At 50.2% G+C, this 13,372-nt stretch carries 14 protein-coding genes; 7 read left to right on the plus strand and 7 right to left on the minus strand.

What is annotated here, in order from left to right:
- Positions 1-3: 3 nt before the first annotated feature.
- Positions 4-300, plus strand: coding sequence for a hypothetical protein (locus ACWXW9_RS13530; RefSeq protein WP_134911359.1), 297 nt, complete (start codon positions 4-6; stop codon positions 298-300).
- A 228-nt stretch (positions 301-528) separates the two neighbouring features.
- Here the strand turns inward: ACWXW9_RS13530 and ACWXW9_RS13535 are convergent, their stop codons facing one another.
- On the minus strand, positions 529-2,958 hold the full coding sequence (locus ACWXW9_RS13535) for a UvrD-helicase domain-containing protein (RefSeq protein ID WP_494929814.1): 2,430 nt from the start codon (positions 2,956-2,958) through the stop codon (positions 529-531).
- Between the two features lie 309 nt (positions 2,959-3,267).
- On the opposite strand from ACWXW9_RS13535, the gene ACWXW9_RS13540 reads away from it, so the two are divergent.
- Together ACWXW9_RS13540 and ACWXW9_RS13545 are read left to right on the plus strand one after the other, a co-directional pair.
- Entirely contained in the window at positions 3,268-4,122 is an 855-nt protein-coding gene (locus tag ACWXW9_RS13540; protein WP_494929815.1) for a zinc ribbon domain-containing protein, read from the plus strand.
- A gap of 65 nt (positions 4,123-4,187) precedes the next feature.
- Positions 4,188-4,976 carry a TrmB family transcriptional regulator gene (locus ACWXW9_RS13545; protein ID WP_134914490.1) on the plus strand — a complete coding sequence of 263 codons (789 nt, stop codon included), beginning with the start codon at positions 4,188-4,190 and terminating at the stop codon, positions 4,974-4,976.
- 8 nt (positions 4,977-4,984) lie between these two features.
- Here the strand turns inward: ACWXW9_RS13545 and ACWXW9_RS13550 are convergent, their stop codons facing one another.
- On the minus strand, positions 4,985-5,617 hold the full coding sequence (locus tag ACWXW9_RS13550) for an NUDIX hydrolase (RefSeq protein ID WP_494929816.1): 633 nt from the start codon (positions 5,615-5,617) through the stop codon (positions 4,985-4,987).
- A 174-nt stretch (positions 5,618-5,791) separates the two neighbouring features.
- On the opposite strand from ACWXW9_RS13550, the gene ACWXW9_RS13555 reads away from it, so the two are divergent.
- Positions 5,792-6,085 (plus strand): hypothetical protein, encoded by a 294-nt coding sequence (locus ACWXW9_RS13555; RefSeq protein WP_494929817.1) that lies wholly within the window; start codon positions 5,792-5,794, stop codon positions 6,083-6,085.
- A gap of 74 nt (positions 6,086-6,159) precedes the next feature.
- A complete protein-coding gene (locus ACWXW9_RS13560) occupies positions 6,160-6,861 on the plus strand; it encodes a histidine phosphatase family protein (protein WP_494929818.1) in 702 nt (233 codons plus the stop codon).
- A 107-nt stretch (positions 6,862-6,968) separates the two neighbouring features.
- Here the strand turns inward: ACWXW9_RS13560 and mscL are convergent, their stop codons facing one another.
- The gene (gene mscL / locus ACWXW9_RS13565) at positions 6,969-7,463 is read right to left on the minus strand and encodes a large conductance mechanosensitive channel protein MscL (RefSeq protein ID WP_494929819.1); all 495 of its coding nucleotides are present in this window, start codon (positions 7,461-7,463) and stop codon (positions 6,969-6,971) included.
- Between the two features lie 153 nt (positions 7,464-7,616).
- Between mscL and ACWXW9_RS13570 the strand changes: the two genes are divergently transcribed.
- Positions 7,617-8,060: a carboxymuconolactone decarboxylase family protein gene (locus ACWXW9_RS13570; protein ID WP_494929820.1), complete on the plus strand. Its 444-nt coding sequence runs from the start codon at positions 7,617-7,619 to the stop codon at positions 8,058-8,060.
- Between the two features lie 19 nt (positions 8,061-8,079).
- Positions 8,080-9,009 (plus strand): sigma-70 family RNA polymerase sigma factor, encoded by a 930-nt coding sequence (locus ACWXW9_RS13575; RefSeq protein ID WP_494929821.1) that lies wholly within the window; start codon positions 8,080-8,082, stop codon positions 9,007-9,009.
- Between the two features lie 101 nt (positions 9,010-9,110).
- Here ACWXW9_RS13575 and ACWXW9_RS13580 read toward each other — a convergent pair whose 3' ends face one another.
- The 4 genes from ACWXW9_RS13580 to ACWXW9_RS13595 all read right to left on the minus strand — a co-directional run bounded on the left by ACWXW9_RS13580 (position 9,111) and on the right by ACWXW9_RS13595 (position 13,055).
- A complete protein-coding gene (locus ACWXW9_RS13580) occupies positions 9,111-9,449 on the minus strand; it encodes a DUF4870 domain-containing protein (protein WP_025682727.1) in 339 nt (112 codons plus the stop codon).
- A gap of 261 nt (positions 9,450-9,710) precedes the next feature.
- Positions 9,711-11,072 carry a DJ-1/PfpI family protein gene (locus tag ACWXW9_RS13585; RefSeq protein ID WP_494929822.1) on the minus strand — a complete coding sequence of 454 codons (1,362 nt, stop codon included), beginning with the start codon at positions 11,070-11,072 and terminating at the stop codon, positions 9,711-9,713.
- A gap of 504 nt (positions 11,073-11,576) precedes the next feature.
- Positions 11,577-11,858, minus strand: a complete 282-nt coding sequence (locus ACWXW9_RS13590) for a transposase (protein WP_494929823.1) — start codon at positions 11,856-11,858, stop codon at positions 11,577-11,579.
- 30 nt (positions 11,859-11,888) lie between these two features.
- Entirely contained in the window at positions 11,889-13,055 is a 1,167-nt protein-coding gene (locus ACWXW9_RS13595) for an MGDG synthase family glycosyltransferase (RefSeq protein WP_494929824.1), read from the minus strand.
- Positions 13,056-13,372: the final 317 nt, after the last annotated feature.

The following is a 13,372-nucleotide window of genomic DNA, read 5'->3' on the forward strand; positions in this document are numbered from 1 at the left end:
CTAATGTCAGTAACAAAAAATAAAATTTCATCATTTATTCTAAAAATTGTATTTATTTCACTAATCATTGGTTTGATTTATTATTATTCAGGATCTCATCCAAGTGAAACCGCTAAATTAGTCGAAGTTAAAGATGATTACTTAGTCATCCAAAGCGATGCCTCTAACGGAGGCGAGATTAAAAAATTATATATCTCTTCAAAATCCGTTATCCCTCCTCTTGTTGTGGGGAAAGAATATTATTTCGTGTCTGACCAAAGGTATTTTCAACGTCCTTATATCCGTTTTGTAGAAGACTAAAACATGAAGGTCCGCTTTGTTGTCCTTTCACCGTAATATAATGGGATGAAATATTCGGATTATTTCAAAAGCGTATTTCTGTTTCCACTCTCTTAAAGTACTTATGGAAATGGTATAAATAGAAAATGACAGATATATAATGATCAACAAGCACCATCATAACCATGTAGCTAGTGGTTTTGATGGTGCTTTTATACTTTTTCAGGGGAAGAATGATTTAGTTTATGCCTATCTAGCCGGGATGCTGCGTGTCCCCTCTGCCATCGGGGATGAGCAGAGCGGGCATACCGGCGGCGTGCCTGCTCCAGCCGAAGCCGTTCGGCGGGCGCCTGTCGTATCGCGCCGCATCCACGCCTTGCAGGCGTCGTCGGTGCATTTCCACACGGGCACGCTGATGCGTGGCTCCTCCCGTGTACTTGCCACCGACGAGGCCGTCCGCGCTGGCCCGCTACCCGGTCCGGGCCTGCTGCTTACGCGGGTCCCAGCGCTAGACACGGTAGCCCCGCTGCTGGTGCGGCTACCATGCCCGGGCGTACTCTTCGGCTGGCCGAAGCTGGTGCGCCGCGTTTCCGGCTTGGAAGCCTCAGGGGGTGTGACCCCGTAGGCTTCCAGCAGAAAACGCGACACGGCGGCAGGCTTGCCATGATTGGAGGCAGGGGAGGTGATGTACAGCAGCTCCTTCGCCCGGGTGACGGCCACGTAGGCGAGGCGTCGCTCTTCCTCCAGCGCCGCGTCGTTATCGACGGCCGCTGCGGGGGCTGCGCCTGCCCGCCGATCCTCTGGCAGCTCGCTGTGCAACGCGGAGCTATGCGGCAGGATGCCTTCGCTGGCGCCGATCCAGTAGACGCAAGGGAACTCCAGTCCCTTGGCCCGGTGGATCGTCATAAGGCGGACAGCATCGCTGTCTTCCTCTCTGCGCAGCGATTCCATCTGACGGTGGCGCTCGGAAAGCTCGTCCGCAAAGCTGACGAACGCCTCCATCGTGTCAAACCGCTTCGCCGCCGTTTCCAGCTCCTCCAGACTTTCCTGCATCGTTTCCTTATAATGAGTCCACGCGCCCGTATCGCCGCTTTCCAAATATTTATCATAGAAGACGCGCCGCATTTCCTGAATGGCGAAAGTCGGCTTCATCGTGGTGAGGCTGCGAATCAGCCGAATACGCTCCTTCACCTGTTCGCGCTGAAAGTCGCGCAGCCGATCCCAGCGACTGAGATGGATTAACGGATATTTTTTAGCCTGCTGCTTTTCCTCGCGCATAATCCATTCCATTCCCGCTTCACGGGAAACATACAGCGGCCCAAGGGTACTCGGAATGGATTCCATCCGCCTTGGGTTCAGCGACAGACGCAGATGATCCATCAAGGGGCGAATCAGGGATTGGTCATAAAATACCGCCCCGGCTCCATACTGAATAAACGGTACATCCCGCATGATTAGTTGCTCAAAAATAGAACGGCTTCCGCTGGCTGTCCGGTGCAAAATTGCGATATCCCGGTAGCGAAGCCGACCTTCCTCCACTTGTCCGAGCAGATGTGTAACAATATGCGCCGCTTCTTCCTCCGGCCCGGATGGTGTGGCAAACTGTGGGGGCAAGCCCTCACGTCCGGCAGCCGACAGGCGCTTGGAGCGTCGATGGACGTTTTTGGCGACAATGTTGGAGCCCAGCCCCAAAATCCGCGCATCGCTGCGGTAATTAATATCAAGGGTAATGACCTTTGCATCCTTATAAACCTTGTCAAACTCCAGAATGGATTCCTGACGCGCCCCGTTAAAGGTGTAGATCGTCTGGTCATCATCACCGACGACCATCAGATTGCGGTGACGGGCAGCCAATCGCTGCACCATTTCATATTGCAGGGCATTCGTATCCTGAAACTCATCGACCATGATGTGGGAAAAACGCCGCTGAAGCGGTTGAAGTACGTCCGGGTCACGCAGCAGAACGGAGGCACGCAGCAGAATATCGTCAAAATCCATTTTATTGCGCTCCTGTTTCCACGCTTCATAAGCGAGCATGGCACGTTTGGCATCCGATTCCTCGCGTACGGTTTCCGGCAGCTCGTCCGCGCTGCGGCCTTCCGCCTTCCAGGCGGAGAGGGCGGACAGCAGGCTTTCAGGCTGGAACGCCTCGCTAAGCCCAAGCTGGCGCAGCATCATTTTCATAACGGTGTGCTGGGCCTGCGTTTCGCCGAATACTTCATCCTGCACGCCGCGATGCCGCAGCATCGCCAAAGCGAACGAGTGGAAGGTACGTGCTTGGACGGCACGTGCGGCAGCCGGGCGCACACCGGGCAATCCTGCGATGCGCAGCTTCATTTCGGCAGCCGCCTTGCTGGTGAAGGTCACGAGCAGAATGGACGATGCAGGAACATCCCGCAGCGCCATCAGGTAGCCCGCACGGGCGGCCAACACGGTGGTTTTGCCGCAGCCTGCCCCGGCTAGTGTCAGTAGGGGACCTTTACCATGACGGACCGCCTGGATTTGCGGGCGGTTCAAGTGAATGCCCGCGTTCTCCAAAGCGCGAAAATAAGCCGAGTCGCGGTCACTGTCAGATACCAGTGTTGTGCTGGTATCCATAGAAGCACGGCGGGCCTGCGGGCTCGACGTTGAATAAGGAACCCCGATAGGTCGGGGGTAAAAAGCAGGATTTGGGTCCATGATCCTGAAACCCCTTTCGATTATAAAATCTTCCATTTTCACAAATGGGGGTAGTTTTTGGTATGATAGAGTTCTAGTCAGCATAAGCTGACCTTGAGAACAAGACAATAGACTGAAATATATGCTGAAACGCATGCGGGTCTGAACAGATTGTTAGAATGTCAGAACGTTGCCGCGGATGCTTGCATCCTTCCAAAAGGCGATATGACCGCATTCCATTATACAGGAGTTCGAGGTTTGCCAACAGAAAAAAACTTGGATATATGCACGGTACGGGGAAATCCGGCTGGATATAGGGAGGAAATCACGATGAAGCTGATTCAACGTATTAAGGAAGGCGCTAATCGCGCTACAGAAAAGGCACAGCATGCTGTCGAGATTAGTAAAATAAACTCACAGATTACGGCGATCCAGCAGGAAATGGATGTTCATTTTTTGCGAATGGGTCAAATTTTTTATGAAGGCTACCGGGCATCCGATATGTCGGTGGCAGAAAAGGAAATGACACAGCTATCTACCGCTTGTGATGAGCTTCAGGATGAAATTGACGAGCTTCGTGGCAGAATTGCAGAGCTGAAAAATGCTCATTTATGCACCTGTGGAGCTGTTGTGCCACTGGATGCGAACTTTTGCCCGAAATGTGGGCGCAAGCTGAATGAGGGACAGGCAGCTTCCAAGCAAGTAGCTGCTGTGCGCGAAGAGGCGCCAACCGGCGTATATTCGTTTGATCTGCGCAAGCACGAAGAGCCAGCCAAGAGTGCTGAGCCTGCTTACAACCATTACGAAGAACATGAGCCGTATGATCGGCATGAACTGGAGCAGGATAAGCTGCATGAAACACACGAACCATCCAGCTTGGAACGCAACTATACGGTGTCCGACTTTACACCGGAAGAAAAGGCGGCCTTCGATGAAGAGTGGGAGCGCCGTCGTCAGGAAGAGCTGGAGCAAGAGCATCGTCGTCTGGAGGAGCTGGAACGTGAACGGGAGCGTCAGGAGGAGCTGGACGAGCGCATTCGGTACTGGAAGGCTAACAACTCTGAGGCAGAAAAGCCGGCAACTCCGGCTGCACAGGTACGAGAGAATGTGAAATGCCAAATTTGTACAGCCGAGCTGCCCAAAGGCTCCAAGTGGTGCCCGCGTTGCGGAGCTGAACAGATTTGACGCAGCCGAACAGGCTGCCGCAGGACATAGACAGAACGCCGGGCAGCATAGGGGGAACAGAACATATGGAGCGTTTGCTGCATCATCTGCGGAATCTGGGATTTACGGAAATGGAAGCCAAGGTTATGGTCGAGCTGTCAAGGCAAAATGCGGCCTCCGGCTATGAAGTCGCCAAGCGTCTGGGTGCATCACGCTCCAACGTATACGCAGCTTTGCAGCGTCTGGCCGGGCAGGGGTATCTCAGGGCGAGTGCGGGAGAACCTGTGCGTTACAGCATGCTGCCATCGGGTGAGCTGACCCGGATGATTGAAGGGCAATTGCAGGAGTCCCTGCGTGCGGTCGAGAAGGAAATGCCGAGAGCAGAGCCGGCCAAGCCGACCTTTTATAACGCGGAAGGCGACCGGAATGTACTGGAAAGCCTGACACGTGAGCTGGAACGGGCGGAGCATGAGATTGTGCTGGATTTGTGGCGTGAGGAAGCTGAACTGCTGCGGACCGAGCTGGAAAAAGCCGAAAAACGGGGTGTGCGCCTGTTATGGTCCTGCGATAACGGAGAAAGTGTGCTTGGGCCATGGCTACCGCGTGCGTCTCATGAGGCCGGACAGGAACCTTCGGGGCGCAAATTTTCTTTTGTCATTGATCGGCGCTGGTGCATGCTGGGCATGCGGGGAGAGAATTGCCCGACACAGGCGCTCATTACCGAGCATCCGGTGATGACAGGACTGCTGCTGAATCATTTTGCCCAGGATCTGATTCTGTATGAGCTGGAGCATGACATGGGCAGCGAGCTGTCGACCCGGTATGGCTGGCGGTATGAGGGCATTATCGGTAAATATATGTCGGCTGGAGAATAAAATAAGAATTATAGAGCAGGAAGTTCCATCAGAGCCCGGCATATAGATGTAATGTATCCGGCCTTATGAGGAACGAATTGATCCGATGTAATCAGGCGGCGATATTGTTCGGGGTTCAGCCCCGAGGATACGCCGTTGGCTTCGAGAAAAGGAATACGTCCTTCAAAGAGGGCAAGTGCTTGTTTGAGGTCTGCTTCGTACAGCCCGGCCACTTCTTCTTGCTGGAGACGATAGGCCTCCAATGGCTGGTTCGACAGCAAACCAAACACCGAGCTGACCTCACGGTCCCAAAAAGATATGCCCTGTGCCGTTCCTTTGCCCTCATGCCGAACGGTCATCAGCGGTGTCAATGAGGCAAAAGGAACGTGAATGCCGAGTTCTTCCTCCAACTCACGCGCTGCCTGAGATACATCTTCACCTGCCGTTAAATGGCCTGCTGCCGTAATATCGTAGTAGCCGGGGAAGGTGTCCTTCGTATCCTGGCGCTGTTGAAAGAGCAAGCGGCGGCCTGTTGAGGTGTCTCGTGCCAGCCAGCAGTGAAAGGTATGGTGCCAGTATCCCTTGGCGTGTGCATCTTGGCGGGAAGCTGTGCCAAGGGGCTTATCTTCATCGTCATAGATGTCCAGAAGCTCGCTAGTCATCGTGGTTCCTCCTCATTTTAAGCAGATGTAAAAAGGTCTATTTTACAGTATAACGTGTTTTTCATCCTGACGATATGAAGGCAGCTATAGAATGTGGAGTGGGGTTTGGGGTATGCTGGGAACGTGGAGATTTACGCCATAAAATAGGTATACGATCGAAAGGAGCGATTTTACATGGAATGTATCGTACATTTTCGGGTCATGCATCCGGAAGAACCCAAGGAGCTGCGCGGACTGATTATGCTGGAAAGCGGTGGCAAGCCGGGTATCGAGCAAATCACAGATATGTTTAAAAATATGGGTTATGATGTCCGTCCGGACAATCCGGAGGAACTGATTTTCAAGCCAGTCGATGTCAGAGCGAACTATACATATATCCGGGTTATTGAGCTGGATACGGGTGAGGAAGTCTATCAGGAAGACCGGGATTTACGTGCTATTCTGGAAACCTTGCTGAATAAGCATTAAGAGTTTAGGAGGGCTACGGATAGGATGAGATAAAGCTGTCCTGTTGTCATTTCATAGGAACGGAGAAAAGAAATATGAGATTGTATATCATTCGGCACGCAGATCCTGATTATCCGAACAATACCATAACTCCGGAAGGGCATTTGGAAGCTCAGGCACTGGCCAAACGGCTGTCCAGTCACGGACTGGACCGTATTTATGCTTCTCCTATGGGGCGTGCGCTGGATACGATGCGATACACCTCGGATTCTCTCGGGATGACTCATGAAGTGGAGCACTGGACGCAGGAGCTGGGCTTGAAGCTGGAGGAAACTCCCTACGGCCGTCTCTCTCATTGGGATTTACCCGGTGAAGTGATCCGCTCTGAGGTACCTCTGCCGACTCATGACTCCTGGAAGGAGATTTCCTATTATCAGGGAACGCAAAGCCCCGAAACCTTCGAGCAGCTAAAGCTGCATTCCGATGAATTCTTGAAGCGCCAAGGCTTTGAGCGGGTTGGGGGTAAATATCGGATTCTGAAGCATACCGAAGACCGGGTGGCCGTATTTTGCCATGGTGGCTTCGGACTGACCTGGCTTGCCCATCTGTTGGAGCTGCCACTGGCCCTGGTCTGGTCCGGTTTCTGGATGCCGCCTAGCTCCGTAACCACGATCTTGTTTGATGAGCGTTCCAAGGAGTGGGCGACTCCCCGTTGCATTGGCTTCGGTGACGTCTCCCATCTATACGCAGAGGGCTTACCCGTCAGACCCCGCGGCATCATCACCAATTTTAGCTGATCAAGCCTTCAATACTATAGTTAAAGCGGCTTAGACGTTGCATCGTCTAAGCCGCTTTTTGTAGTTATATGAGTGGTTCCTGACCGACGTTTCCCGGCTGAAACCAGTTAGCGTGCTTCTACGTACCCTTCCAGCTTGGAAGTGCAATGTGCACAACGAGTAGCAGCTACAGGAATTTCCGACAGGCAGTGCGGGCATTCCTTGATCGTTTTTTCCTGAGGAGGTTTTTCTTCCTCTTTACGCTTCAGCATGTTGATCCCTTTGACCAGCAGGAACACGCAGAAGGCCACGATCATAAAGTCAAGCAGGACGTTAATAAACTGACCGTAAGCAAGAACGGCGATCCCTGCATCTCTGGCTTGTGCCAGAGTCATGCGTGTACCGTCAGCATTCAAAGGCTCGGCAGTTCTTAAAGCAACATATAGGTCTGGAAAATTCATGCCGCCCAGAAGCTTACCAATCGGAGGCATAATAATATCGTTTACCACAGAAGTGACAATCTTGCCAAAAGCTCCACCGATGATAACACCGACCGCGAGATCAATCACGTTCCCCCGTACAGCGAATTCCTTAAACTCCTTAATAAAACCTTTTCCGTTCATATGAGTGCTCACCTTCTTTACATAAAATCATTTATCTATAATACATGCTATGTCAATTGAGGGCAATTCCAGATTTTTTTTAATTGCACATTGTCACAAATCCACAGGTTCATTTGTCTTCTAAGTGTAAACCAATGATGGAGGCGATGTATCGTGAGTTTAAGATTGAATTACAGAGCAGTGAGTCCAAGTACATTTAAGGCTATGATGGAGATGGAAAAATATATTTCCGGACGTTTTACAGACAAGGTGCTGTACGAGCTGCTGAAAATCAGAGTATCTCAGATCAATGGGTGTTCTTATTGTTTGGACATGCATGCCAAGGATCTATTGAAACTAGGGGATTATGGGGATCACATTTTGCAGTTGGCCCTATGGCGGGAAGTTCCTTTGTTCACGGAAAAAGAACGTGCTATGCTTGAATTAGCTGAAGCGGTTGCCCGTATTTCTGAACAAGGGGTGCCTACAGATTTGTATAATCGGGTCAGAGAACATTTTACCGAGGAAGAATATGTGGATTTAATTATGGCGGTTAACGTCATTAATGGTTGGAACCGGATTGCCATTGCGACGGGGATGTATCCGGGCAGTCTTTAATCGAACAGGAGGCCATACTTTGACTGGCAAAGAATACGGAATTGGACAAGAATCGGCAGCGTTAAGTCTGGAGGATCTATATCAAAGATATCGTAAATATTCTTTTGCCATTGCTTATCGAATGCTTGGGACGGTGACGGATGCTGAGGATGTAGTTCAAGACTGCTTTGTCGAGTTGAAGAAAAAGCCCCTGGATGACTTACAGAATCCCAAAGCCTATGTAGCCAAAATGACGATGAATCGATGTTTGAATCTTCTGAACTCTGCCCGTAAGCAAAGGGAGACGTATGTTGGACAGTGGCTGCCGGAGCCGCTTGGTGAGAGCGCAGATCTTCCAGCGGATTGGTTGGAGCGTAAAGATATGATATCTTACGCTTTTCTGGTTCTGCTGGAGCAGCTCAAGCCGATGGAACGGGCTGTTTTTGTGCTCCGGGAAGCTTTTCAATATGACTATAAAGAGATTGCGGAATTACTGGGAAAGACAGAGAGTAACTGCCGTCAACTGTTCAGTCGCTCCCGACGTATTCTCGCTTCCGAGGAATCTGCCTATGCCGATTACGTTAGCAGCAGTACGATGAACCCTTCCAGAATAAAGGTACTGGAACGTTTTACAGCCGCCTTTCTCGCCTACGATGTTAGCGCTATGCTAGAACTGCTGGCTGAGCAACCCGTATTTGTGGCTGATGGCGGAGGCAATGTGCATACGGTGATGAGACCCATGGTCGTGCGCAAGGGCGTTCTTGCCCTGCTAACCTCTCGCCGGGTATTAACCGTACTACGGGAGAGAGAACTGGTCCGCACCGTCATCAACGGGGAGGTACAGCTCGCATTTCTGAAGGAAGGCAAAGTGAGAGAGGTCCTATGCTTCAGTCTGTCACCAGACGAGGAGCATATTCAGAATTTTTACTTAATGATTAACCCCGACAAGCTGGGGCATATTCATGTATGAGCCGAACAAAGCCGACAAGCTACAAAAAACCTTGATTCCTTCTCAGGATCAAGGTTTTTTGCTGTTAAATCTAAATAATGGGAAGCACTATCCGTCTCTTCTCACAACTGCCGGGCTTGATGGAGGGCCAGATCGCCCACCCAGGGAAGCTTAAGCCACTTGCCTTGTCCAGCATGAATGATCAGGACGATCCATAAGGCGATGCCTGCCAGCGTCAGCAGGGAAGCGAGTAGAGGGCCGAGTAGCGGTATGAGTCCTGCAAGCACATGCCCGATCATGAGGGCTACGAACAGAAAAATAGATTGCAGCGCGTGAAACAGGACGAATCTGCTTTTCTTTTCCAGCAACACAAAGGCCAGTGCACCGATGAAGGCAAACAGGTAGCACAGGACAGCCGCTATATTTTCATCCATTCCTGTGGAAGACTTATAGACTGACATGTAAGGCGAATCCTCCTTTATAAGTTTTTCATGCGTAAGCTCCGTACTATACAGGGTATGAGGACAGGAATTAAGGTTATGCCAACCTCGGCAAGAAAAGTTCAAGCTAAGCCATGTGTATATAAATAGGAGGGACCGCCAGCAACATGCTAACGGTGTATTCGGCTTTGTTGCTATACCTGGTTCAACGGACGCAATGATTCCTCAACCAAAAAGAAGCATCCAGACTAGGCCGTCTGCGATGCTTCTTGGCTTCCCGTTTCATGCGGAAACGGTCTTTCTCCTTACGAAACGTCTGTCTGCCAAATAAACGACGAACAGAGACAACAAGCCGACGCCGATCGGTATGCCGAACGCTTCGTACGAAAATGGCGCTCCTTCAAGTTTAAGCTGGCTTGTGGCCCGGTACTCGAGCCGCTTGGCTGCGAATTTCGCCGTCCCGATATCTTCCTGCTTCGCCAAATCTTCAAACGCAGGCTCCATCGCGAACCGCTCCGGCGCATCGCTGTGCAGATAAAGCTGCTCAGCCTTTCCGCCGTTCTCATTCCAGCTTCGGATATCGCCCTCAGCGCGCGTCTTAACGTCCGGCCCCACAAAAATCATTTTGTCGAGCTTCGGAGCATCCGCTATTAGGTATCGGGCGATCAGATTCAGCCCGTGCCGGGTAACGATCGGCTCGCTTTTGCTTGATATCGTCAATGTTGTCGTCGTGCCGGAAGCCCCGTACGTGTCAAAAGCCGAGGATAACATCAGCTCGTCGGCCCCGTTATACAGCAGGACCCCGTTCTTTTTCTTGCTCCATTGAAATGCGTTGTTTAAAACATAGACGATATCACTCAATCCGGCCGTGAAAGGCTCCATTTGCGGATGCTGAACAAAATCGTAGGAAGGATAGTTCATTTCCTTTGCCACTTTCTTCGCTGTCGGCTCTCCCAATTGCCTGGATATGACGTACAGTGTGGCATCGATCCCCGAAGTCAAGCCGGCCGAGGAGACCATATTGCCGTCAGGCACGTAACGTTGATCCCTTTTCCAAGTAATCTCGGTGTACTTCTTTTCCAATCTGCCGATATCTCCCCAATGCGTTGCCGCAGATTTACCGTTCAGCAGGCCGGTATCTGCCAAATTTTCCGCCCCATTGCAGATGGACAACAAGGTTGTTTCCTTGCCGGAGTGCTTCTTTATCCATTCGCGGACAGGTCTGTATTTCGCATCATCCAAAATCGGCATGAAAGGGATCACGATTATATCCGGACCTTTGCCCGTCAATTTGTCCAATTCGTCGAAAGTGTAATGCGGTGCGACATCAAGGCCACCCGTCAACGATTTGATGTTTTTGTCGGGAGCTGCCGCAAACACATTGTACGAGCCCGTCATGGAGAACATTTCGTATGGTACCAGGAAATCGAACACCTCGGTCACTTCATTCGCCAAAATAACGGCCACTGTCGGCTTTTTCGAATCATAGGCAGGAGCTTGTATGCTTTGTAAAGAAGCAGGAACCGGCTTATCGTAAACCGACATAGCCTCCTGCATAGTGTTCATGAAACCGATCGCTCCCGTTCCTCCCACAACCAGAACAAAAACGCACACATACACGATGAAACGCCATACTTTTTTCAATTACCTTTTCTCCCTTTTGATTTTTATAATTGATTATTAATCATTGCTACTTTCCTAATTCAATGATAAAGGGGAGAAGGCAAGTTAATAAACCGCCCTAAGACTATATTTTTCCCCGACTAAGGTCCAGTAAAGGACTTTTTTCTCGAACAGCAGCCGAATACTTCTTTTATAATCACAACTGACAGACCCTTTTCTGTGTATGACTCGATCAGGCTATTGGCATCCACGTTTTGCTAGAGGTACCCCAAATACGAAAAAAGACCGAACGAATAGGTTTCGCTCAGCCATTTTTAACGTTATCAACAATTTTTACACAGGTTGTACGCAATTTATCCACTATTTCATAATCTTATCCACAAAACAAACAGTTGTTATACACAATTTGTGCACAAGTTGTAGACAACATAGAATATACCCACGCTTTATGCACAAATTGTGCACAATATATCAACAAGATATACTTATCTGTGGATATTTTATTTAGATACTTTCTTTCCTGTGTTAACGATCTCCGCGTTGTAAACGACGGCGTGGATGTGTAATTTTACCCTTTTTATTCTCGTCATCCTCTTTGGGGACAAGTCGTTCGTCGGTACGTCCGTCATGATGATTGTCAAAGGCGTATTCGGTCATTTTCCACTCGGAATCGCCTAAAACAACATCAGAGGGAAAATGCTGTCCCCGATGTAAATGCTGCTCATGTCCGTCCTCATCGACATAAATACCGTCTACTTCTACCTTCTCACCCGTTAGCGGGAGCAAATCCTTTCCTTTGCGTTCCATTGGTATCCCCTCCGTCTGGCTTATTCTTCGTTAATTTGTCCGTATGGAAGGGGTTTTATCCACAAGCTGGTGCAAAATATCCTCGGCAATCCGGTCTGCCGGATGAGGTTTGCGCAGTTGCTCAATCGACTGTTTCATTCCTAGAGCGAGAGAGGGGTTGGAGATCAGGTCGACGCAAAGTTGAATCAGCTCTTGCGTATTACGGGCAATGCGAGCAGCTCCTTTTTGCTCCAGATACAGGGCGTTATTCAGCTCCTGACCGGGTACAGGCTTGAACACAAGGATGGGTAATCCAGAGGCGATGCTTTCCGAGAGTGTGATGCCGCCGGGCTTGGTAATGACCATATCGCTTGCACGCATGAGTGCGGGAACATAGTCGATGAATCCAAAGATGCGGATACCGGGATGATCTGCATACAGCGCATCCAACTCGGCTTTAAGTTGCGGATTACGTCCGCAGACGATCAGTAGCCGCAGCTGCGGGAGACGGCTCAATTGCCGACAAAGGTCCAATATGCCGGACATCACGCCATAGGCACCTGCCATAATGAGCAGTGTTGTAGTTCCCGGATCTAACGGAGGAATTGGATAATCCTCAGCAACATCAGCATTAGCATCAGTATCTTCGGCAAGCCTTTTATAAAACGAGGCATGAATCGGGATGCCTGTGGCGACAATCCGTTCGGGAGAGATTCCCCGCTGTGCGGCTTCCTGCTGTATATCCTCGGTTGCCACATAGTAGCGATCGATATCGGGATGCAGCCAGCGCCCGTGCAGATCAAAGTCTGTAACCACGTTCACAATGGGCAGCTTCATCCCCAATTTGCGGCGTAACGCCGGGAGAGCGAGCTGCGGAAACGTATGTATGACAAGGTCAGGATTTTCCTTTTCCAGAGTGAGCGCAAGCTGGCGCATCCCGAAGGAATGCAGCATACTGCCAAAGGCCGATTTTGCCTGCATTCCACGGGTTATGTTATATACCCAACCGTAAAGCCCAGGAATGGTTTTGAAGCTTTGCATATAGACAAATTTGGTTAAATTGTTCAACCAGGGATGGGATTCAGCCATCAGGTCGAGTAACTGAACCTCGCAGCGTCCGAGCCTCCGCAAACTGTCCATAATCGCCCGGGCGGCCTGCACATGGCCTTCTCCGTAGCTGGCATACAATATTAAAATTTTTGGTGCTGCGGCTTCCATTATGTCTAGCCCCCTATTATTCAATAAGCACATGTAGCTCATTTCAGGAACATTCCCATCCATTCTCCTTGTATGTTTATTTATTTTACCCCAAACACATACACTCCAAAAGCCGATAAATAGAGTATACTGTCCTGCACCAGTCAAAAGGGACATCCAGATATGACGTGTAACGTAAAATTTGGGTAAAATATATGTAAAATTGCTGGAAAGCTGAAAGCTGTACCTGAATATGTTATAATGGGGAAGTGATTCAGCCAATAGAAGTTCGGTTAATAATAGTGTCAGGTACATGCCTTGCATAAGGCATTCCCGAC

It is taken from the genome of Paenibacillus sp. LT-B23, assembly GCF_059417685.1.